Annotated in this window: 20 protein-coding genes; 10 read left to right on the forward strand and 10 right to left on the reverse strand. The window is 65.8% G+C overall.

Annotated elements, in window-relative coordinates; genetic code table 11:
* Window positions 1-184 precede the first annotated feature (184 nt).
* A complete protein-coding gene (locus tag EDF56_RS05290; protein ID WP_132385620.1) occupies window positions 185-1,396 on the reverse strand; it encodes a saccharopine dehydrogenase family protein in 1,212 nt (403 codons plus the stop codon).
* Window positions 1,397-1,746: 350 nt separating this feature from the next.
* On the opposite strand from EDF56_RS05290, the gene EDF56_RS05295 reads away from it, so the two are divergent.
* From EDF56_RS05295 to EDF56_RS05320, 6 genes are all read left to right on the forward strand, one after another.
* Complete coding sequence (locus EDF56_RS05295) at window positions 1,747-2,967, forward strand: BtaA family protein (protein WP_132385621.1); 1,221 nt, start codon at window positions 1,747-1,749, stop codon at window positions 2,965-2,967.
* 41 nt (window positions 2,968-3,008) lie between these two features.
* The gene (locus EDF56_RS05300; protein WP_132385811.1) at window positions 3,009-3,614 is read left to right on the forward strand and encodes a class I SAM-dependent methyltransferase; all 606 of its coding nucleotides are present in this window, start codon (window positions 3,009-3,011) and stop codon (window positions 3,612-3,614) included.
* Between the two features lie 16 nt (window positions 3,615-3,630).
* Window positions 3,631-4,623, forward strand: coding sequence for a threonine/serine dehydratase (locus EDF56_RS05305; RefSeq protein WP_207904616.1), 993 nt, complete (start codon window positions 3,631-3,633; stop codon window positions 4,621-4,623).
* Between the two features lie 73 nt (window positions 4,624-4,696).
* A complete protein-coding gene (locus tag EDF56_RS05310; RefSeq protein ID WP_132385623.1) occupies window positions 4,697-5,119 on the forward strand; it encodes an MAPEG family protein in 423 nt (140 codons plus the stop codon).
* 61 nt (window positions 5,120-5,180) lie between these two features.
* On the forward strand, window positions 5,181-5,417 hold the full coding sequence (locus EDF56_RS05315; protein WP_132385624.1) for a hypothetical protein: 237 nt from the start codon (window positions 5,181-5,183) through the stop codon (window positions 5,415-5,417).
* A 30-nt stretch (window positions 5,418-5,447) separates the two neighbouring features.
* Window positions 5,448-5,711, forward strand: a complete 264-nt coding sequence (locus EDF56_RS05320) for a hypothetical protein (RefSeq protein WP_132385625.1) — start codon at window positions 5,448-5,450, stop codon at window positions 5,709-5,711.
* Between the two features lie 21 nt (window positions 5,712-5,732).
* On the opposite strand, the gene EDF56_RS05325 is transcribed toward EDF56_RS05320, so the two are convergent.
* From EDF56_RS05325 to ilvD, 5 genes are all read right to left on the reverse strand, one after another.
* A complete protein-coding gene (locus EDF56_RS05325) occupies window positions 5,733-6,995 on the reverse strand; it encodes a class I SAM-dependent RNA methyltransferase (RefSeq protein WP_132385626.1) in 1,263 nt (420 codons plus the stop codon).
* Window positions 6,992-8,404 (reverse strand): NAD(P)H-hydrate epimerase, encoded by a 1,413-nt coding sequence (locus EDF56_RS05330; protein WP_132385627.1) that lies wholly within the window; start codon window positions 8,402-8,404, stop codon window positions 6,992-6,994. Before EDF56_RS05330 ends, EDF56_RS05325 begins: the two co-directional genes overlap by 4 nt.
* Window positions 8,379-8,753: a hypothetical protein gene (locus EDF56_RS05335; RefSeq protein ID WP_132385628.1), complete on the reverse strand. Its 375-nt coding sequence runs from the start codon at window positions 8,751-8,753 to the stop codon at window positions 8,379-8,381. Before EDF56_RS05335 ends, EDF56_RS05330 begins: the two co-directional genes overlap by 26 nt.
* A gap of 153 nt (window positions 8,754-8,906) precedes the next feature.
* Entirely contained in the window at window positions 8,907-9,788 is an 882-nt protein-coding gene (locus EDF56_RS05340; RefSeq protein ID WP_132385629.1) for an OmpA family protein, read from the reverse strand.
* Between the two features lie 608 nt (window positions 9,789-10,396).
* Window positions 10,397-12,253 carry a dihydroxy-acid dehydratase gene (gene ilvD, locus EDF56_RS05345; RefSeq protein WP_132385630.1) on the reverse strand — a complete coding sequence of 619 codons (1,857 nt, stop codon included), beginning with the start codon at window positions 12,251-12,253 and terminating at the stop codon, window positions 10,397-10,399.
* 225 nt (window positions 12,254-12,478) lie between these two features.
* On the opposite strand from ilvD, the gene EDF56_RS05350 reads away from it, so the two are divergent.
* Window positions 12,479-13,417 carry a hypothetical protein gene (locus tag EDF56_RS05350; RefSeq protein ID WP_132385631.1) on the forward strand — a complete coding sequence of 313 codons (939 nt, stop codon included), beginning with the start codon at window positions 12,479-12,481 and terminating at the stop codon, window positions 13,415-13,417.
* Here EDF56_RS05350 and EDF56_RS05355 read toward each other — a convergent pair.
* The 4 genes from EDF56_RS05355 to EDF56_RS05370 all read right to left on the reverse strand — a co-directional run bounded on the left by EDF56_RS05355 (window position 13,393) and on the right by EDF56_RS05370 (window position 17,533).
* Complete coding sequence (locus EDF56_RS05355) at window positions 13,393-13,959, reverse strand: DUF805 domain-containing protein (RefSeq protein WP_132385632.1); 567 nt, start codon at window positions 13,957-13,959, stop codon at window positions 13,393-13,395. The two genes, EDF56_RS05350 and EDF56_RS05355, sit on opposite strands and share 25 nt — an antisense overlap.
* 58 nt (window positions 13,960-14,017) lie before the next feature.
* Window positions 14,018-14,767, reverse strand: coding sequence for an N-formylglutamate amidohydrolase (locus EDF56_RS05360; protein ID WP_243652396.1), 750 nt, complete (start codon window positions 14,765-14,767; stop codon window positions 14,018-14,020).
* On the reverse strand, window positions 14,764-15,576 hold the full coding sequence (locus EDF56_RS05365; protein WP_132385813.1) for a 4-(cytidine 5'-diphospho)-2-C-methyl-D-erythritol kinase: 813 nt from the start codon (window positions 15,574-15,576) through the stop codon (window positions 14,764-14,766). The genes EDF56_RS05360 and EDF56_RS05365 overlap by 4 nt, the downstream gene beginning before the upstream one ends.
* 307 nt (window positions 15,577-15,883) lie before the next feature.
* Window positions 15,884-17,533: an electron transfer flavoprotein-ubiquinone oxidoreductase gene (locus tag EDF56_RS05370; protein ID WP_132385633.1), complete on the reverse strand. Its 1,650-nt coding sequence runs from the start codon at window positions 17,531-17,533 to the stop codon at window positions 15,884-15,886.
* 142 nt (window positions 17,534-17,675) lie between these two features.
* On the opposite strand from EDF56_RS05370, the gene EDF56_RS05375 reads away from it, so the two are divergent.
* Genes EDF56_RS05375 through moaB form a run of 3 tightly spaced genes read left to right on the forward strand, consistent with a single transcriptional unit; the run spans window position 17,676 to window position 20,803 of the window.
* Window positions 17,676-18,440, forward strand: a complete 765-nt coding sequence (locus EDF56_RS05375; RefSeq protein WP_132385634.1) for a uracil-DNA glycosylase family protein — start codon at window positions 17,676-17,678, stop codon at window positions 18,438-18,440.
* Between the two features lie 43 nt (window positions 18,441-18,483).
* A complete protein-coding gene (locus EDF56_RS05380) occupies window positions 18,484-20,286 on the forward strand; it encodes a lytic transglycosylase domain-containing protein (RefSeq protein ID WP_132385635.1) in 1,803 nt (600 codons plus the stop codon).
* Entirely contained in the window at window positions 20,276-20,803 is a 528-nt protein-coding gene (moaB, locus tag EDF56_RS05385) for a molybdenum cofactor biosynthesis protein B (protein ID WP_132385636.1), read from the forward strand. The genes EDF56_RS05380 and moaB overlap by 11 nt, the downstream gene beginning before the upstream one ends.
* Window positions 20,804-20,814 lie beyond the last annotated feature (11 nt).

Here is a 20,814-nt window from a genome sequence, read left to right on the forward strand (position 1 = left end):
TGCGGCGCCTTGCCGCCCCGTGCTTCGGGGTAGCAGCGATAAAGGCTGTCGTCAGCCTGACATTGACCCGTGATCGGCCGCGCTCATATCGGCGCGACGGAAAATTGCGGACCGTCCCCCGAGGGGCGGGCCGCCAGCGCAAAAGCGCCGGGCCCGCCCACAGGGACGGTCCGCAGGATAGGCATCAGAACGCGAGCGGGCCGTCGAGTTCCTCGACCGTCCAGGGCAGGCCGTGCTTGTTCAGCATGTCCATGTAGGGATCGGGATCGAACTGCTCCATGTTGAACACGCCTTCACCCGACCATGCGCCGGTCAGCACCATGGCCGCACCGATCATCGCCGGAACGCCGGTGGTGTAGCTGACGGCCTGGTTGCCGGTTTCGGCATAGGCGTCTTCGTGATCGCAGATGTTCTTGATGTAGAACGTCTTCTCGCCCGAACCGTCCAGCGCTTCGCCAGTCGCGATGTCGCCGATGTTCGTCTTGCCCTTGGTGGTCGAGCCAAGCGAGCTGGGCTCGGGCAGAACGGCCTTCAGGAACTGGAGCGGAATGATTTCCACACCGTTGTAGATCACCGGATCGATGCGGGTCATGCCCACGTTCTGCAGCACGGTGAGGTGCTTGATGTACTCGTCACCGAAGGTCATCCAGAAGCGCGCGCGCTCCATTTCAGGGATGAACCTGGCGAGGCTTTCCAGTTCCTCGTGGTACATCATGTACATGTTCTTGGGGCCGACGGCTTCGAAGTCGAAGCTCTGCTTCACGCCCATCGCCGGGGTCTCGACGAACTGGCCGTTTTCCCAGTGGCGGGCCGGCGCGGTGACTTCGCGGATGTTGATTTCCGGGTTGAAGTTCGTCGCGAAGGCCTGGCCGTGATCGCCGCCGTTACAGTCCAGAATGTCCAGCGTGCGGATGGTCTTCAGCTTGTGCTTCTTCAGCCACATCGCGAAGACCGAGGTGACGCCCGGATCGAAGCCCGAACCCAGCAGCGCCATCAGGCCCGCCTGCTTGAAGCGCTCCTGATAGGCCCACTGCCAGTGGTATTCGAACTTGGCCACGTCCTTGGGCTCGTAGTTCGCGGTGTCCATGTAGTGCGTGCCGGTCGCCAGGCACGCGTCCATGATCGCGAGGTCCTGATAGGGCAGCGCCAGATTGACGACCAGCTTCGGACCGATCGAGCGGATCAGCGCCGAGGTCGCCTCAACATCGTCGGCGTCGATCGCATAGGTGCCGATCGTCACGCCGGTGCGCTGCTTCACCGATTCGGCGATCGCTTCGCACTTGGAAACCGTGCGGCTGGCGAGATGAATGTCGGAAAAGATATCCGGATTCATCGCCATCTTGTGGACCGCGACCGAACCGACGCCGCCTGCGCCGATCACCAGAACCTTGCTCACCAATCTATCTCCTTGAACGCGCAAGCCGCGAAAGGGCCGCATATAGTGCCCCTGTGTGACAACTCAACTGTGAGAGTTTTCTGCCCTCCTCCTTCGTCATTGCGAGGAGGCGAAGCCGACGTGGCAATCCAGAGCGGTTCTGCGCGACGACTCTGGATTGCTTCGCTCCGCTCGCAATGACGAAAGGAGGGTGCGGGATGGTTCCGCCGAAACCAGGCGATCACCGGCAACGCGTCAAACCATATCCAACCACGGCTGTCATAATTCGCCATCATCCCGTCATCACGCGGTCACCCGGTGGAGGCATTGCCGCCGTGCCATTACCGATACGGCACCGGGGGACCACTACCATGCCAAACGCACGCCCTGCTTCCGATCTGATCGAGGGAGCGGTCGTCCGCTCGGAATCCTCACGCGCGTCGCGCCTGCTCGACAAGGCCTTCGCCCTTGCCTTCAAGGGGCTGGTCTATGCGCAGATCTGGGAAGATCCGGTGGCAGACATGGCCGCGCTCCAGATCGGGCCCGAAAGCCGCGTGCTGACCATCGCCAGCGGCAGTTGCAATGCGCTTTCCTATCTCACCGCCGATCCGGCCGCGATCACCTGCGTCGATCTCAACACCGCGCATATCGCACTCGGCCGCCTGAAGATCGCCGCGATCGAGAACCTTGATTATGCCGACTTGCGCAGCTTCATCGCCGAAGCCGACAAGCCGGAAAACGCCGCGATCTACCGCGAGAAGCTGGCGCCGCACCTCGACGAAGCGACGCGCCGCTATTGGGAAGGCCGCGATCTCGCCGGCCGCCAGCGCATCCGGGGCTTTACGCGCGGCATCTACAAGCGCGGCCTGCTGGGCCACTTCATCGGCGCCGCGCACGTGCTCGCCAAGCTCTACAAGATCGACCCCAGCGAAATCCTCGGTGCCGAGACGCTGGAAGAACAGCGCCGCGTGTTCGACGAGCGCTTCGCCCCGATCTTCGAGCGCAAGCTGGTGCGCTGGCTGGCCGACCAGCCCGCCTCGCTGTTCGGCCTCGGCATTCCGCCCGCGCAGTACGACGCGCTGGCCGGCGGCCATCGCATGGCCGACGTGCTCCGCGCCCGCCTCGAAAAGCTGGCCTGCCACTTCCCGCTGGGTGACAATTACTTCGCCTGGCAGGCCTTCGGGCGCGGCTATGGTCGCCAAGCCAAGGCCCCGCTCCCGCCCTATCTGCAGGAAGCCAACGTGCCGATGGTGCGTGAACGTCTGGGCCGCCTGACCCTGCGCCATGCCAACTTCACGCAAGTCCTCTCCGAAAGCGCGGATGCCTCGTTCGATCGCTACATCCTGCTCGATGCGCAAGACTGGATGAGCGATGCCCAGCTCACCGAACTGTGGAGCGAGATCACCCGCACCGCCCGCTCCGGATCGCGCGTGCTGTTCCGCACCGCCGCCGAACCCACGCTGCTGCCCGGCCGCGTACCGGAAGAGATCCTCTCGCGCTGGGATTACCGCGAGGACGAATCGCGCGCGGCGACCGAGGGCGATCGCTCCTCGATCTACGGCGGCGTCCACCTCTACGTGCTGAAAGGCTGACGGTGACCGAGACCACCCTTCCCGCCGATCACGCCGCGCTGATGGACCGCGTCTATCGCGGCCAGCGCCACATCTACGACCTCACGCGCAAATACTATCTGTTCGGCCGCGACCGGCTGATCCGCGAGCTTGATGCGGCGCCGGGCATGTCCGTGCTGGAAGTCGGCTGCGGCACCGGGCGCAATCTCGAACTGGCGGGCAAGGCGTGGCCCGGAGCCACGCTCCACGGCTTCGACATCTCCAGCGAAATGCTCAAGAACGCCCGCAGGCGGCTGGGCGAGCAGGCCGAGCTAACGCCCGGCGATGCCACCCGCTTCGATCCGAAAGCCCTGTTCGGCCGCAGCGGGTTCGACCGCATTTTCCTCTCCTATACGCTCTCCATGATCCCCGGCTGGCAGGACGCCCTGTCGCGCGCGGTGGCGGCGCTTTCCCCCGGCGGCGTGCTCCATGCCGTCGATTTCGGCGACCTCGCGGGCCTGCCTTCCCCCTTGCGGGCGGGCCTGCGGGGCTGGCTGGCGAAGTTCCACGTCACGCCCCGGCTCGACCTGCCCATGCAGGCGGCACGCATTGCCGGAGACCGGGGCCTGTCGGTGGAGTTCACGCGCGGGCCACTCGGCTATTACCAGATGGTGCGGCTGACGCGGTGAGTTTATGGCCTTGGCCATGAACGCGAATCTCCCGAATCCGAATCTTCAACGCCGCCCGACCCACGAAGGCGTGCTCGAAGCCGCCGCCAAAGTCGCGGCGATCCTGCCACGCACGCCGCTGCTGCCGCTTGAGGTCGATGGCCGCACGATCTGGTGCAAGGCCGAGAGCCTCCAGCCGGTCGGCGCCTTCAAGATCCGCGGGGCCTGGCACCGCCTTACCGCGCTGACGGATGGCGAGCGTGGGCGCGGTGTCGTCGGCGTTTCCAGCGGCAACCATGCGCAGGGCGTGGCCTGGGCCGCACGGCGGCTGGGCATTGCCGCCACTATCGTCATGCCGACCGACGCGCCGGAGGTGAAACTCTTCAATACCCGCGCGCTCGGCGCCGAAGTGGTGCTCTATGACCGCCCCGGCGGCGAGGACCGCGACGAAGTGGCCAACCGCCTTTGCGAAGAGCGCGGGGCCACGCTCGTCCATGCCTACGGCGACCCCTGGATCATCGAGGGACAGGGCAGCACCGCGATCGAAATCGCCCAGCAAATGGCCGAACGCGGGCTCGGCGGGCCCGACCAGATCGTCGCCCCCTGCGGCGGCGGCGGGCTCACGGCAGGAATCGCCCTCGCCCTTCCCGATGCGGCCGTGGTGCCGGTCGAGCCCGAAGGATGGGACGATGTCCGCCGCAGCCTTGCGGACGGCGAGATCCGCCGCGTGGCCGCCGATGCCCCGCCCACGGCCTGCGATGCCTTGCAGACGCCGGCCACCTGGCCGATCAACTTCGAGGTTCTGAAAGCCCGCTGTCCCTTCGGACTCGTCGCCACGCCCGCCGAAGTGCGCGCGGCGCAGCGCCTCGCTTTCGCCAAGCTGCGCCTTGTCATCGAGCCCGGTGGAGCCGCCGCGCTCGCTGCCGTGCTGGCCGGCAAGGTCTCCCTGACCGACCGTACTGCCGTGGTGCTTTCGGGCGGCAACACCGATGCCGAGGCCTTCGCCAAGGTATTGTCCGGAAACGCCTAAGTCCTGACCCAAGTACCGCATTGACAAGCCGGCCGGCGCGGCCGAGGCTCGGGTTCGCAGCAAGGGAGATCCCATGACCGGAATGGCAATCCTGCAACCCGTGGTCGCGCTGGCGGCCTGGACCATGGTCATGTGGTTCTGGCTCTACGGATCGCGCCTTTCCTCATTCGGCAAAGTCGATCCGGAAGAACTGATCGACGATCCCCATGTCTCGCTCGACCATGTGCTGCCACCGCAGGTCGAGTGGAAAGCGCATAATTACAACCACCTGCTGCAAGATCCGGTGATCTTCTATGCGATCTCGATCACGCTTGCGCTGCTTGGGCTGGGGGATGGGATGAATGCGCAGGTCGCCTGGGCCTACGTGGGCTTCCGGGTCATGCATTCGATCGTGCAGACGACCTTCAATCGCATGCCGCTGCGCTTCGCGTTTTACGCGCTTTCGACCTTCTGCCTGATGTTCCTGATCGCCCGCGCCGCCGTGGTCATGTTCTAGACGAAGCGCTCCCGGCGTAGTAATCTCCTTATCGGGAGATGCGTAGTTCGGGAGGTGCTGCGTGAAGACAGTTCGCCGGCAATTGGCAAGTCCGCCAGTACTGTGGGCAGTACTCGCGCTGGAAATCGCTTTCATCTTCCTGACTTTGGCCACGCTCGTCAGCAAGGTGATGGCAACCAGCTGGAACCTGAGTTGGTCGATGTTCTTCGTGGGCGTGATCGGCAGCGCCTGGGGCGCGGTGATCTACCAGCTGCTATCCTGCAATGCCGACGAATCCGAGAACGACGGGAATACGTGACGTTCGCGGCGGATCCCTGTAGGGAGCGCCATGGACTTCGACGATCAGCTCCGCCGCTACTTCGGCACCGACGACCTTTCCACCATCGCCCCTTCCACGCTGGAAACCGGGCTCGATCGCATTCGCGTCGACCTTGGCATGGAGAAGGACCGCGCGCGGCGCTTCGCGCTGTGGTGCCTGCTCTATATGTTCAACGCCTCGCCCGATCTCGATGTCGCCTTCGACAACGAAGAGGACCGCAATTTCGCGCGGGACTTCATGGACATGATGGCAAAAGCGCAGGAATCCGACTGAATTCCCGCGCTTTTCACCCGGTCATGCGCGCTCGAAATAGCTCGCGAGTTCGACATGGGTGGACCAGCGGAACTGGCCGACCGGGCGCAGTTCCACCAGCCTGAATCCCGCCTCGATCAGCCGCGCCGCATCGCGCGACCAGCTTGACGGATTGCACGAAACATAGACCACGCGGCCGACGCTCGAAGCCGCGATGCACTCCACCTGCTCGCGCGCACCGGCGCGCGGCGGGTCGAGGATGACGGCATCGAACTTGCTCAGCTCGTCGGGCTGGAGCGGGTTGCGGAACAAGTCGCGGTGGTCGCAGAAAACCGGCAGTTGTGCGCGTCCGGCAGCCGTCTTGCACGCCAGATGGGCATCGCGCGCAGCCTCTGCGGCCAGCACTCTGGTCTGCGGTCCGGCCAGTGCCAGAGCGAATGTGCCGAGGCCGGAGAACAGGTCCGCCACGGTCGCCGCGCCTGCCAGCCAGCCGCGCGCGGCCTCCACCAGCGCCTCTTCGCCGTCCGCCGTCGCCTGCAGGAACGCCCCCGGCGGAAGCGGTACCTGAACGCCACCTAACCGCACCGTAACCGGCACCGGCTCCCACACGGTCTCGAAACCGTAGCCACCATCCATGGTGAAGCGCGCGAGCTTATGTTCGCGCGAGAAATCGAGCATCGCCTCGGTCGCGGCAAGCCCCTCTGCCGTCAGCCCCTTGATGCCGAGATCGACTCCCTGCTCGGTCAGCGTCATCTCGATGTCGGCGGCCATGCGGGGCTGCTGGTGCTTGGTCGGCTTGCCGGGACGGCCACCCTTCTTCGCGGGTGCCGCCTTGCCCATGGTGATGAGCAGCTTGCGCAGCGGCCCGAGCACCGCGAACAGTTCCGGCGCCATCACCGGGCATTCTTCCAGTTCCACCAGCCGGTGCGATTTCGCCTCGCGGAAGCCGATGGTCACGCGCCCGCCCGAGCTTTCGGCGCGCAAGGATACGCGGCGGCGCGCGCCCGGCGGCGAGAGGTAGGGCGGCGCGATCAATTCGGCACCCAGTTCCTGCGAGGCCGAGGCATTGGCAACGCGCGAGGCGACGAAGTGCTCAAGGCTCTCTTCGTCAAGCTGCTGAAGCTGACAGCCGCCGCAGCGGCCGAAATGGCTGCACGCCGGCTGGATGTGGTGCGGCCCCCATTCGAGGGTATCGTCCTCATGCAGCAGGTCGCCCGGCGCCGCGCCCCAGGCGAAGCGGCCGGATGCGGTCACACCATCGCCCTTGGCGGCGATACGCAGAATTTCTTCGGTTCCAATAGTCACAGGCAGGCCGCTAGCGCAGCCGGGACCATTTGTCCAAGCTGGCCGGCGGTAAAGGCGGGTCCGGCGCGGCGCGCCGCCTCTCCGTGGAGCCAGACTCCCTCGCAGGCGGCCGCGAATCCTTCCGCTCCGGCAGCGAGGCGGCTGGCGACGCAACCGGCCAGAACATCGCCGGTTCCTGCGGTCGAGAGCCACGAACTGGCGCGCGGCGCACAGGCGACCCGCCCGTCCGGCGCAGCGATCACCGTGTCCGGTCCCTTGGCGACCACGATCATTCCGGCCGACTTGGCCAGTGCCAGCGCGCGGTCGGCTTTGCTGCCCCCACCATCGCAGCCGAACGTCCGTTCGAGCGTGACCAGCTCACCCTCATGCGGAGTCGCCACTGTCGCGCCCTTCCGCTCGGTCAGCAGGCGCGGCCCGAGCAGTACCAGCGCATCGGCATCGATCACTGCCGGTACCGGATCGGCCAGCGCAATCGCCAGCCGCTCTCGCGCCAGACTGTCTCGCCCTAGGCCCGGGCCCACCAGTACGGCGGTATTCCGGTCGTCGACCAGCACGTCGAACAGCTTGCCCTGATCGACCACGAGATCGGCAGGCACATTGCGCTTGCTGTCCGCGAAAAGCTTCACGTACCCGGCTCCGGCGCCTTGCGCCGCCACACTCGCCAGCACCGCCGCGCCGGGCATCGCGCCGCCGACTACGGCGAGCAGTCCGCGCCGGTACTTGTGCGCATCCACTGCAGGTGCGCCGATCCGGGGCTTGGCGACCGGAACCGCCGCGCCTTCCACCGCGGCCACGCCGATAGGCACTTGCCGCAGCGTGCCCATCGTCGCTGCCGCCGGCATCAGGAAATGCGCGAATTTCCACGCGCCCAGCGCAATCGTCGCATCATAGTGCGGCAGGCCCGGGTTCAGGATCATGCCAGTGTCGGACTGCACGCCGCTCGGCAGGTCGAGCGCCAGCCGGTGGTGATGCGCCTGCGCCAGCCGCGTGAGCAATGCCACATGCTCCGCCGCAAGCGGCCGCGTGAGCCCGCTGCCGAACAGGCAATCGACGAAGACATCGCCATGGATCTCAGTATCAGGCTCTACCACCGCACCGTGGTAGAGAGCGCGCGCCTCGCGCGCCGCGTCGGTTTTCGGATCGCCTGCGGCCACCACGGTAACCTGTCCGCCGCGCTCGCGAATGGCTTCGGCGATCACATAGCCGTCGCCGCCGTTGTTACCGGGACCGCAGAGCACGGTAACCGCCCTGCCCGCCGAAACCCGCCAGACCCATTCGGCCGCACCCAACCCGGCAATCCGCATCAGCGCGGAAACCGAAGACCCCGCCGCGATCAGCGCGTCTTCGGCCGCGCGCATCTGCGCTACGGTCAGGATCTGGTCATTATGGGGCAGCAGCCGATGGGGCATGGGGCTTCCTCGTCGCCGGGAACAGGTAGCGGTCGGCCCCGACCGAAACGTCGAGCCGGTCGCCGTTCAACCTTGTTACCGCCACTTGCGCCCCGTCGGCAACCTCAAGCCCGCGTCCGTCGCTGACGACGGCAAAGCGGCGGAAGCCGCCGTCCGGATGGCGGACCAGCAGGGACAGCCCATCCGGCCCTTCCAGCCGCTCGACCGCGCAGACCGGCTGAAGCTTGCCGAAGCCGGAGACGGCACAGGGAATATGCTCGTCCCCCTCGGCCACTTTCGGCGCTTCATGCCGCGACGAGCAAGCGGCGAGCGCGAGGAGCAAGGCAATGCCTGTAAGGGAGCGGGCCATGCGCCTCTGCTACAAGGACATTCCCGCCAGCGACAAGCATCTATGCGGCACAGCCCGAGAATGGGACACATGCCGCCAGACTTGAATTCGGCCGAGCCGTAGCCCGGCCGGAAAACCCGGGGTGGGACCAAAGCCCACCCCGTGCGTCCTGGCTCAGTAGCCGTCCACGGCCTTGCTGACGAGGATGTTCACCGCAACGCGGCGGTTCTGCGCCTTGCCTTCGGGCGTGCTGTTGTCCGCCAGCGGATCGGCCTTGGCCATGCCGGTGGGGGTCAGCATGCGATAGGGCTTCCAGTGGCAAGCCTGCTGGAGGTAGTTCACCACGCGGGTGGCGCGCTTTTCGCTGAGCGTCTGGTTGTAATCGTCGCTGCCGACGGAGTCGGTGTAGCCGACCACCAGCAGAAGGGCATTATCCATGCCGTCGGCCGAAGTGGCCGCCGAGCAGAGATTGCTCTTCGCCTCGGGCGTCAGGTCAAACTTGCCCGTGTCGAAGTTCACGTTCGTCGTGCCCTTGATGTTGTACTTGTCGATGTCGCCCATGCGGCCACGCAGAGCCTCGGTTGCCGCTTCGTTGGACGCGAAGCGCTGATCCGTGCCGTTGTGGATCATGGAGGCGACCTTCATGTCCTTGTTCTTCAGATCGATCGAGCTGGCCACCAGCGCGCCGCCGCCCTGCAAGGTGTCGATCGAAACCGGCAGACCATTGAGAAGCTGGTTTGTCGCCAGCTTGTTGCTGTTCAGACCCAGGAAGCCGCCGCTGGACTTGACCTTGGTGGCACTGGTGACGGTGACGATCGTCTTGTTGCCGTTGGCGCTGGTAACCTGGACCCGGTCACCGCTGCGCGCGGAGATGATGCCTTCGACCTTGGGACCCTTGGTCATGCCGGCCGTGTCGACCGGCTGCTGGCTGGAGGCGTCTGCCGTAACGCTGCCTTCCAGGCCGTCCTGCTGCTGCGCGGAAACGCTGCCGGCCACCGAAACAGCCAGCGTGCCGATCAGTAAAAGGGCTTTGGGGTTTTTGGAAATGACACTCATTGCGCTACTCCTTCAATCTCGACCAGTCGGGCCTGCGTGATCGCAGCTTCTCGTCCGACTGCCGTCCCCCTGTGATGGTGTAACCGGCTGTCAGAACCCCTCCATTTCGCTTCATAAAATGTGCGACCGGTAAGCCGCACCTGAACCATGGATGTTCTGCCTGTTCAGATTCACCTTGCGGGCACATGAACACTCTCCCTAACAACCGGGCCCGTGCGGGTAATCCGAGTGCAACGTGCGGTGAACCGATGCAGACTGCACGGACGAAACGCACTTTTGCGTGGCCCGGAACTGCATTTTCACTTGCGGCGATTGGGTTAAGTGGCGCGCTGTTGTTGCGAATAGGGCGGGAATGCGTTTTCGGACCGAATCGAGGGCCTTCTGCTCAACTCATTAAAAACATTCGCCTAGCCAGTTCTTCGCGTATGCTTTCCGCGAAACCGGATTTGGTTCCCGAGCGATCAAAATAAAGTGCGGAAGCGATAGCACCGGACCGCTTGCACTCTGATCCGCCTGACCGGGAGTACAATTGACAACGGGGCCCCCGCTTTCGCGGGAGCCCCGTCAGGAATTTGGAGATGGGATGCGCCCTGCCGAAGGGCGTCCCTTTACTTCCGCTTGAGCTGCGTCACATCGCGCACCGCGCCCTTGGCGGCACTGGTGGTCATGGCCGCATAGGCCTGCAGCGCGGCGGAAACCTTGCGCGGGCGCGGATGGACCGGAGACCAGGCATCGGCACCACGTGCTTCCTGCTGGGCGCGACGGTGCGCCAACACTTCGTCCGAGACCATCAGGTTGATCGTGCGGCCCGGGATATCGATCTCGATCGTGTCACCGTTCTCGACAAGGCCGATGGCACCGCCCTCGGCCGCTTCGGGCGAGGCGTGGCCGATCGAGAGGCCCGAGGTGCCGCCCGAGAAGCGTCCGTCGGTCAGCAGCGCGCACGCCTTTCCGAGGCCCTTCGACTTCAGGTAGCTGGTCGGGTAGAGCATTTCCTGCATGCCCGGTCCGCCGCGCGGTCCTTCGTAGCGGATGACCACGACGTCACCCGCGCCGACCTGCCCGCCGAGAATGCCGGCAACGGCGGCATCCTGCGATTCGTAGACGCGCGCGGTGCCGGTGAACTTCAGGATGGAATCGTCCACGCCTGCCGTCTTCACGATGCAGCCGTCCTGCGCGATGTTGCCGTAGAGCACGGCAAGTCCGCCGTCCTGGCTGAAGGCATGCTCCTTGGAGCGGATGACGCCGTTCTCACGGTCGAGATCGAGTTCTTCCCAGCGGCGCGACTGGCTGAAGGCGGTCTGCGTCGGCACGCCGCCCGGCGCGGCCTTGAAGAATTCCTGCACCGAAGGCGCGTTGGTGCGCGAGATGTCCCAGTGGTTCAGCGCATCGCCCAGCGTGCGCGCGTGAACGGTCGGCAGGTCGGTATGCAGCAGGCCCGCGCGGTCGAGCTGGCCCAGGATCGCCATGATGCCGCCCGCGCGGTGAACGTCTTCCATGTGGACGTCGTTCTTCGCAGGCGCAACCTTGGAAAGGCACGGCACCTTGCGGCTCAGGCGGTCGATATCCTCCATGGTGAAGTCCACGCCCGCCTCAACGGCGGCGGCCAGCAGGTGGAGCACGGTGTTGGTGGAGCCGCCCATGGCGATATCGAGGCTCATGGCATTCTCGAACGCCTTGAAGCTGGCGATATTGCGCGGCAGCGCGGTCTCGTCTTCCTGCTCGTAATAACGGCGGCAGAGATCGACCGCGAGACGGCCGGCTTCGAGGAACAGGCGCTGACGGTCCGAGTGGGTCGCCAAGGTCGAGCCATTGCCCGGCAGCGAGAGGCCCAGCGCCTCGGTCAGGCAGTTCATCGAATTGGCGGTGAACATGCCCGAGCAGGAACCGCACGTCGGGCAGGCCGAACGCTCGATCGCCTTCACTTCTTCGTCGGTGTAGCTCTCATCGGCGGCGGCGACCATGGCGTCGACCAGATCGAGCGCCTGCTCCTTGCCGCGCAGCACGACCTTGCCCGCTTCCATCGGCCCGCCCGAAACGAAGACCACCGGGATATTGATGCGCAGCGCGGCCATCAGCATGCCCGGCGTGATCTTGTCGCAGTTGGAGATGCAGACCATGGCGTCGGCACAGTGGGCGTTGACCATGTACTCAACGCTGTCCGCGATCAGGTCGCGGCTGGGCAGCGAATAGAGCATGCCGTCGTGGCCCATGGCGATGCCGTCATCGACCGCGATGGTGTTGAATTCCTTGGCGACGCCGCCCGCTGCCTCGATCTCGCGCGCGACCATCTGGCCAAGGTCCTTGAGGTGGACGTGGCCCGGAACGAACTGCGTGAAGGAGTTTACAACGGCGATGATGGGCTTGCCGAAGTCCGCGTCTTTCATCCCCGTCGCGCGCCAGAGGCCACGCGCGCCCGCCATGTTGCGGCCGTGAGTGGAAGTGCGTGAGCGATAGGCGGGCATTGTGCGAACTCCGGGAAATGACCGGTGCCGCACGTCGCGCGCACCGTCTTGCCCGCGCCCCCTACGCGATGCGGGCGGCTTTTGCGAGCCATAAAATGTCCCGGATGACCGATTTAACTTTCCGGATCATGCGCAGTCGCAAGGCGCCTGGGAAGCCCCGATTGACAGGATGGGGGCTTCCATGAAACCGTTTGCATCAGGGGCATCCGGGCATGGGGGATCACCATGGCACCAATGCGTTGGAGCGGATTTGGCGGCTTTGCGCTGCTTACGGCGGCACTGTCGCTGAGTGCCTGCACGAACGCCCCAGGTAGTCGGGGGCCCACCGAAGGCACCGAATACTGCGACGTGATCCAGGACTATGTCCTGCCCGACGACTGCACGGAATTCGCCAAGCAGGCGGCGCGGCAAACCGACGGCACGGCGGCGTTCAACGCGCCCAATCCGCTCGAACGCGGCGAGAGTTTCACGGTGTGGCTGGCGGTCGCCGCCGATCCGCCGAAGCCTCATCCCACGCCTGCACCCTCCCCGACACCGGCTCCCAGCCCCAAACCAAGCCCTGCCCCCAGCGAGGACGCATCGGCCGCGCCCGTGGCTGAGGCGACCGACAATGCCGCGCTCGTCACCCCGGCCCCGCCGCCTGCGACCACTGCCGACCTTGCTCCAGCGCCCGAGCGGGTCGTCGCGCAGATGCCCGGCCATGTGCAGCACTTCAGCGTCACCGTGGGCGAATTCGTGGCGGCGGACCTGCAAGGCGACGACTCCTTCGAAATCAAGCCGCTGCGCGACCGCACCCAGCGCGTCCACCTCGGCAAGCCCTATCCTTCGACGGTCTGGGGCTGGCAGGTCACGCCCAAGCGCGGCGGCGACCACATGATGACGATCACTACCGTAGTGCAGGTCAAGGACCGGCAAGGCCAGTTCTGGGACGTGGTGAGCACGCCGCATTCCTATGGCTTCCACGTCAAGGTGGGCGTGGTCGGCTGGATTCAGGACACTTTGGAAAGCGCGCCGTTCTGGCTGAAGCTGGTCACCGGCGTGGTCGTCGCGCTGTCCGCGCTGATCGTGGCGGTGACCGATCTGCGCAAGAAAGTGCTGGCGCTGTTCGGCATCGGCTCAGGCAAGTCCGAGCCGCCCGATCAGCCTTCCGGCGGCAAGCCGTAACGGTTTTCCTTGGCCCGCCCCGGCTGCGCCAGCAACAGGACAAGCACGCCTACCGCGCCGAGAAAGAGCAGGCTGTTGAGCGCCAGCAGGCCGAACAGGCCCATGTCCGGCTGAGGCGCGGCGAAGATCGCGGGCATCCTTGCAAAGGAGAAGAACAGGAACGGCAGCGGCAGCAATCCCCATGCCCCGCCGCGCCCGGCGTCGTGCAGGCGACGGACGATAGCGGCGGCCAGCAGGACGATGGCCAGCGCGGCAATGCCCTCCATCGCCGCAAAGATCGGCGCCGGGTCCGGCATCAGTTCGGGGTGATTGCCCTCGATGCGGATCTGGTAGCTGCCCGGCCCCGACATGACAGTCGCCTGATCGGGATGCTCGTGAGCGAACTGCTGCATCCGGGTCATGGTGGAGAGCATCATCGGTGCCACCGCGATGACACCGATCACGAACGTCAGCCCGATCACCACGGCGACCCATGGCCAGAACTTCGCACGCGCTTCGCGGCCGGAAAATTTCGCCAGTCGCACCACATGATAGCCGATCATGACGTTCCCCCGATGCTTAGGTGCCGGAAGAGTATCGTGACGGCCCGCACTCCACAAGTCAGCCGAGACGAACCGCAACCTCCCGGCACACGCGCGTCATGCGATCGGCCCAGAGCGCCTGACCGGCCGCGTCCTCGATCTGATCCTGCCGGATCTCGATGCCGAGATAGGGGCGGCCATGCGCCTCGGCATGGCGGTTCATCGTCGCGTTGAGCACTTTGCCCGAATAGGGCAACTGGTCGCCCACCACGAGGCCTTCGGCCTCCAGCAGCGGAATCGCGATCCGCGCGGCGCGGTCATCCTCGTTGTAGAGCACGCCGACATGCCACGGGCGGGGATTGTCGCAAGTCGCCAGCGCGGGCGTGAAGCTGTGGAGCGAGAGGATCAGCGCCGGCTCGGCCGCCACCAGCCGGGCTTCGAGACCGTCGTGGTAGGCGTGGAAATACCGCGCAAGGCGGGCCGAGCGGCCTTCGGTGCACAGCACATTGCCGGGGATCGCATGGCCGTCCGACACTTCAGGCAGCAGCCCCGGCGCATCCAAGTCGCGGTTGAAGTCGCAGACAAGGCGGCTGACATTGGCGAGCCATGCGGCAATGCCGCCGTTTCCGCCCTGCTCGACCATCCGCTCCGCCACGCCGGCCACGCCGATGTCGATGGCGATGTGCCGCTCCATCAGTTCGGCGGGAATGCCAAGGTCGATCCCCTCCGGCACGCGGTTGGAGGCATGATCGCCAACGATCAGGATGCCGCCCGCTTGCGGCGTGCCCAGCAGGCGCCAGGCTTCGGTGATGCGCGCTTCGGTAATCAACGCAGGCTCCCGGACAATTGCCACCAATCGGGGCGGACCGCCGCCACCCTTGCCGCCGCTTCGCTTAAGGCTTGCTGACTCTCGTAGAGCGCGAAACAGGTCGCGCCCGAACCGGACATGCGGGCGAGGAAAGGCGCGGTCTCGCGCAGAGCCGCCAGCACGTCCGCCACCGCCGGGCAGATTTCGATGGCGGGAGCTTCCAGATCGTTGCGGCCGGACAGCGCGATGTCACGCAGTGTGCCGCCCGGCATGGGCCCCCGGTCGATCCGGTCCCAGGCCTTGAACACCGGGCCGGTCGGCACCGGAAGGCGCGGGTTGACCAGCAGCACCGGACAGCCTGCGAGGTCATTTTCGGAAACTTCAGTGAGGTCGGTGCCGGTGCCGGTGCCGATGCAGGGCCGCGAGAGCACGCAGGCGGGCACATCGGCGCCCAACTTGGCAGCATGGGCGTGCCAGTCCTCGGGCAATCCGTGCGCGCGCTCGACCATGCGGAACACCGCGCCCGCGTCGGCCGAGCCGCCGCCCAGCCCAGCGGCCACCGGCAGCCGCTTTTCGAGATCGACGGACCAGCCTTTGCCATGGGGCAATGCGGTGAGCGCCTTGGCGACGATATTGCCGAAAGGATCGTCGATCTTCGCCGCGAATTCGCCGTGGGTTGTCAGGCGGTCGGCTTCGGCGGGAACCGCCGTCAGTTCATCCCCGGCATCGACGAAGGCGAACAGCGTTTCCAGCTCATGATAGCCATCCTCGCGCCGTCTGCGGACGTGGAGCGCGAGGTTGATCTTGGCGTAGGCGGTTTCGGAAATCATCGCCTTGTCCATGCCGCTATGCGAACGGAGAGGCAAGGTGGCCCTCGTTTTCGGACTTCCGAATGTTTTTGAACACCCGAACATCCCGCCTTTTGTCATCCTGAACTTGTTTCAGGATCCATCTGGCCGCCTGCTCCGAAGCGTCGTGTCACCAGCGGAACTCTCGGCTGGCTATCTCCCGTTCCGCCCACGCTGCACGATGGACCCTGAAACAAGTTCAGGGTGACGATGAAGATGGGCCGCAAGAAAGATTCGCCGCAAATAGAAGCCGAAAAGGGGGAAGGCTCAGCCTTCCCCCCATCGCCGATTACATATTCGGGTAGTTCGGACCGCCGCCGCCTTCCGGCGTCACCCATTCGATGTTCTGCGTCGGGTCCTTGATGTCGCAGGTCTTGCAGTGGACGCAGTTCTGCGCGTTGATCTGCAGCTTCATGCCCGAACCGTCCGGATCGACGAATTCGTAGACGCCCGCCGGGCAATAGCGCGCCTCGGGACCGGCATAGACCGGCAGGTTGATCCGCGTGGGAACCGTGGGGTCCGTCAGCTTGAGGTGGACCGGCTGGTCTTCCTCGTGGTTGGTGAACGAATAGGACACGCTGGTCAGGCGGTCGAAGCTGATCACGCCGTCCGGCTTGGGATAGGCGACCGGCTTGTAGAGGTCCGCGCGCTGGAGGGTGGAAGCGTCGGTGTGGTGCTTCATCGGCTTGGCCACACCGAAGCCGAACAGCGTGCGCAGCCACATGTCCGCGCCTGCCAGCACCGTGCCGATCTCGCCGCCCCACTTGGCGACCAGCGGCTCCGCATTCTGGACGAGCTTCAGTTCCTTGGCGATCCAGCTTTCGCGCACGGCGGTATCGTATTCGCCCAGCGTATCCTGCTCGCGGCCCGCCTTAATCGCGGCGGCAATCGCCTCGCCCGCAAGGATGCCGCTCTTCATCGCGGTATGCGTGCCCTTGATGCGCGGCACGTTGACGAAGCCCGCCGAGCAACCCGCCAGCACGCCGCCCGGGAAGGCCAGCATCGGCACCGACTGCCAGCCGCCCTCGTTGATGGCGCGCGCGCCATAGGCCACGCGCTTGCCGCCTTCGAGAATCGCGCGGATTTCCGGGTGCTGCTTCCAACGCTGGAATTCCTCGAACGGATAGACGTAGGGATTCTTGTAATCGAGCGCGGTCACGAAGCCGAGCGCCACCTGGTTGTTCGCCTGGTGGTAGAGGAAGCCGCCGCCCCAGCTGTCGGTCTCGCTCATCGGCCAGCCCTGCGTGTGGATCACGCGGCCGGGGACGTGCTTGTCCGCCGGAATGTCCCAGAGCTCCTTGATGCCGATGCCGTAGATCTGCGGCTCGCAATCGGCCTCCAGATTGTACTTGGCCTTCAGGCGCTTGGTCAGGTGGCCGCGCGCGCCTTCACAGAACACGGTGTACTTGCCGAGCAGGTTCATGCCCGGCTGGAAGTCGTCCTTGGGATTGCCCTCGCGGTCCACACCCATGTCGCCGGTCTGCACGCCGATCACGGCGCCGGCATCGTCATAGAGGATCTCGGCAGCAGGGAAGCCCGGGAAGATCTCGATCTCCAGCGCTTCGGCCTGTTCGGCCAGCCAGCGGCAGAGGTTGCCCAGCGAGCCGGTGTAGCTGCCCTTGTTGGACATCAGCGGCGGCATCACCAGATGCGGCAGCGAGAACTTCTTCTTCTTGGTAAGGTGCCAGTGCCAGTTGTCCGTCACCGGGGTTTCGGCCAGCGGGCAGCCGTCTTCGCGCCAGGTGGGCAGCAGCTCGTCCAGCGCCTTGGGATCGATGGTGGCGCCCGAAAGGATGTGGGCGCCGATCTCCGAGCCCTTTTCAAGGACGCAGACGGAAAGTTCGGGATCGACCTGTTTCAGACGGATCGCCGTGGCAAGGCCGGCTGGCCCGCCGCCGACGATGACGACGTCGTAAGGCATCGATTCACGTTCAATCATGGCAACCCTCGTAGTCTGGCCCCGTAATCTGGCCCGGTTCTGGCCCCAACAGCCCCTGAAATTCACGATTCACGCACTTAAACGCGCGATTAATTCGTGTTGTGCCTTGATTGGTGGAATGCGACAGGTCAAGACCCACGCGATGGATCAGGCCCCAAATCGGCAATTTCTGGACGATATCAAATCCGATATCACCGCCGCGCTCGACTGGTGGCGCGAGGCGGGAGTCGATTGCGACTTCCTCGACGAACCGCGCGAATGGATCGTGCCCGAGGAAGAGCAGGCCGAAGACGGCAGTCGCCGCCCGCCGCGCCGCCGCCCGCAAGTGGTGGACGAAGCCCCCGCCGCGCCCACCAGCATCGACCCCAAGCTGCTGCCCGCCGACCTCGACGCCTTCCGCGCATGGTGGATGACCGAGACCCTGCTCGACGATGGCGGCCCTACCGGCCGCCTGATGCCCGAGGGTGAGGCAGGTGCCGAGCTGATGATCGTGGTGGAAACGCCCGAGGGCGAGGACCGCGAGCGGCTGCTCACCGGGCCGCAGGGCAGGCTGCTCGACGCGATGCTCAAGGCTTTCGGCATGCGGCGCGAGGATGTCTACCTGGCCAGTGCCCTGCCCCGCCCCGATCCGGTGCCCGACTGGCGCGCGGCGGCCTCTCGCGGGGTGGGCGACGCGCTGGCGCGGCACATCGCTTTGGCCGCTCCGAAGCGGCTGATTGTGCTCGGAGGCAACGTTCTGCCGCTGATCGGCCACGAATCACCGCAACGGGCTGCCGTTTTAAGACAATTTCACCATGAAGGAATGACTATACCTCTGTTGGCAGGATGGGGGCTTGCTGCGCTGCTGCAAAATCCGCGCGCGAAAGCAAGTATCTGGAGGGCCTGGCTGGAGTGGACGGCACCCTGAGGGAGCATCCATCCGGCCACGAAATTCGGGGTCAGGTCGCAGGATGCGGGGAATTGAAGTGAAACACATTGCCAAGGCAGCGCGCGCCGCGGGGGTGGCTGCGCTAGCTGTCGCCACGCTGGCAGCCACGCCGGCATTCGCCAACAGCGCAGCGGTGGAATACTTCCGCACCCGCGCAGACAACACGGCGGTCCCGTCACTGCTCAGCCAGGACGATCGGGATTACTACAAGCAGGCCTTCGCCGCAGTGGACGCCAAGGACTGGGCGACCGTTCAGAAGATGCTGACGGACCGTCCGGACGGCCCGCTCCACCAGCAGCTCCGCGCCGAATACTTCCTGGCCTCGGGCTCGCCCAAGATCGAGCTTAGCGACCTCCAGACCTGGCTGGCTCAGGGCACCGAGCTTCCCGGCGCCGACCAGATCAGCCGCCTGGCCCTGAAGCGCGGCGCCGCCAGCGTGCCCACCGTCCCCAGCGAACAGGCTTTCGCCCGTCTGCCGACGATGACCAAGCGCGTGCGCCCGGCCTCGATCGACGATGGCACGATGCCCGCCGCGATCTCGGCCAGCATCAACGAGCGCATCAAGAACGACGATCCGACCGGCGCGCGCACCCTGCTCGACGGTATCGACGCTTCGCTCAGCCCTTATGCGCAGGCCGAATGGCGCCAGAAGGTCGCCTGGGCCTATTATATCGAGAACCTTGACGCGCAGGCCTATCAGGTGGCGCAGCTGGGCGCGATGGGCGCCGGTCCGTGGGTGGGCGAATCGTGGTGGACCGCCGGACTTGCCGCCTGGCGTCTGGGCGACTGCGACGGCGCCGCCGACGCCTTCGACAAGACCGCGAAGAATTCCGAAAACGCCGAGCTCAGCAGCGCCGCGCACTATTGGCGCAGCCGCGCGCTGGTCCGCTGCCGCAAGCCGGAGATGGCTGCCACCGAACTGCGCCTTGCCGCCGCGCGTGACGAAACGCTCTACGGCATGCTCGCCGCCGAGCAGCTGGGCATGAAGCTGCCCGAACAGCACGCCGCCGCCGACTTCACGCAGGCCGACTGGCAGGCACTGCGCAATACCCCCAATATCCGCGCCGCCGTGGAACTCTCCGAAATCGGCGAGGACGGCCTTGCCGACGAAGTGCTGCGCCATCAGGCGCGCATCGGCGATGCCTCGCAATATGTGCAGATCACCCGCCTTGCCCGCGATCTCGGCCTGCCTTCGACCCAGCTGTGGATGGCCTACAATGCGCCGACCGGCGGCCGTCCGGAACCGGCCAGCCGCTTCCCGACGCCGAAGTGGACTCCGGCCGGTGGCTGGAAAGTCGATCCGGCGCTCGTCTATGCGCATACGCTGCAGGAATCGATCTTCCAGACCAGCGTCGTCAGCCCCGCCGGCGCGCGCGGGCTGATGCAGATCATGCCCGCCGCCGCGCGCGACCACGCCGCCGCGCTGGGCGTGTCCGGCACGCCGGGCGACCTCAACAAGCCCGAGGTCAACCTCGCCTTCGGCCAGCAGCACTTGCAGACGCTGCGCGACGCGCCGGGCACGCAGGGCCTGCTGCTCAAGGTCATGGCGGCCTATAACGCGGGCCTCGTGCCGATCACCCGCTGGAATACCGAAGTGAACTGCGGCGGCGATCCGCTGCTGTGGATGGAATCGCTGCCCTACTGGGAAACGCGCGGCTACGTGAACATAGTGCTGCGCAACTACTGGATGTATGAGCGTCAGGCCGGCGGCCCTTCGGAAAGCCGCATGGCGCTTGCACAGGACCTGTGGCCGACTTTCCCGGGCCTCACCGGCTCGCAGGGCGTCCACATGGCAGCGAACGGAGCGATTGTGCGTGGCCATTGATCCCGAACGTCAATTCAAGCCCATCAACATCGCCCTGCTCACCGTTTCCGACACCCGTGGCCCCGAGAATGACACCTCGGGCGACATTCTCGAACAGCGCATCCGCGATGCCGGCCACCGGCTCGTCACCCGCGCCATCGAGAAGGACGATGCCGCTCGCCTCGCCAGCCGCTTCAACAACTGGATCGACGACCGCGAGATCGACGCCATCGTGACCACCGGCGGCACCGGCCTGACCGGCCGCGATGTCACGCCCGAAGCGATCGACCGGGTGAAGGATCGGGACATTCCCGGCTTCGGCGAACTGTTCCGCTGGCTATCCTATCAGACCATCGGCACCTCGACCGTCCAGTCGCGCGCCTGCGCGGCGGTGGCGCGCGGAACCTACATCTTCGCCCTGCCCGGCTCCAACGGCGCGGTGAAGGACGGGTGGGACGGCATCCTTGCCGAACAGCTCGACAGCCGGAACCGCCCCTGCAATTTCGTCGAACTGATGCCGAGGCTCAGGGAAGTCTGAGACCCGCCTCC

It is taken from the genome of Novosphingobium sp. PhB165 (assembly GCF_004341845.1).
Lineage (GTDB): Bacteria > Pseudomonadota > Alphaproteobacteria > Sphingomonadales > Sphingomonadaceae > Novosphingobium.

Excerpts from the sequence above, each read along its gene's own strand:
- EDF56_RS05295 (WP_132385621.1), top strand. The coding sequence starts at position 1,747 with ATGCCAAACGCACGCCCTGCTTCCGATCTGATCGAGGGAGCGGTCGTC.
- EDF56_RS05300 (WP_132385811.1), top strand. The coding sequence starts at position 3,009 with ATGGACCGCGTCTATCGCGGCCAGCGCCACATCTACGACCTCACGCGC.
- EDF56_RS05305 (WP_207904616.1), top strand. The coding sequence starts at position 3,631 with ATGAACGCGAATCTCCCGAATCCGAATCTTCAACGCCGCCCGACCCAC.
- EDF56_RS05310 (WP_132385623.1), top strand. The coding sequence starts at position 4,697 with ATGACCGGAATGGCAATCCTGCAACCCGTGGTCGCGCTGGCGGCCTGG.
- EDF56_RS05320 (WP_132385625.1), top strand. The coding sequence starts at position 5,448 with ATGGACTTCGACGATCAGCTCCGCCGCTACTTCGGCACCGACGACCTT.
- EDF56_RS05330 (WP_132385627.1), bottom strand. The coding sequence starts at position 8,404 with ATGCCCCATCGGCTGCTGCCCCATAATGACCAGATCCTGACCGTAGCG.
- EDF56_RS05335 (WP_132385628.1), bottom strand. The coding sequence starts at position 8,753 with ATGGCCCGCTCCCTTACAGGCATTGCCTTGCTCCTCGCGCTCGCCGCT.
- EDF56_RS05340 (WP_132385629.1), bottom strand. The coding sequence starts at position 9,788 with ATGAGTGTCATTTCCAAAAACCCCAAAGCCCTTTTACTGATCGGCACG.
- ilvD (WP_132385630.1), bottom strand. The coding sequence starts at position 12,253 with ATGCCCGCCTATCGCTCACGCACTTCCACTCACGGCCGCAACATGGCG.
- EDF56_RS05350 (WP_132385631.1), top strand. The coding sequence starts at position 12,479 with ATGGCACCAATGCGTTGGAGCGGATTTGGCGGCTTTGCGCTGCTTACG.
- EDF56_RS05355 (WP_132385632.1), bottom strand. The coding sequence starts at position 13,959 with ATGATCGGCTATCATGTGGTGCGACTGGCGAAATTTTCCGGCCGCGAA.
- EDF56_RS05365 (WP_132385813.1), bottom strand. The coding sequence starts at position 15,576 with ATGATTTCCGAAACCGCCTACGCCAAGATCAACCTCGCGCTCCACGTC.
- EDF56_RS05370 (WP_132385633.1), bottom strand. The coding sequence starts at position 17,533 with ATGATTGAACGTGAATCGATGCCTTACGACGTCGTCATCGTCGGCGGC.
- EDF56_RS05375 (WP_132385634.1), top strand. The coding sequence starts at position 17,676 with ATGGATCAGGCCCCAAATCGGCAATTTCTGGACGATATCAAATCCGAT.
- EDF56_RS05380 (WP_132385635.1), top strand. The coding sequence starts at position 18,484 with ATGCGGGGAATTGAAGTGAAACACATTGCCAAGGCAGCGCGCGCCGCG.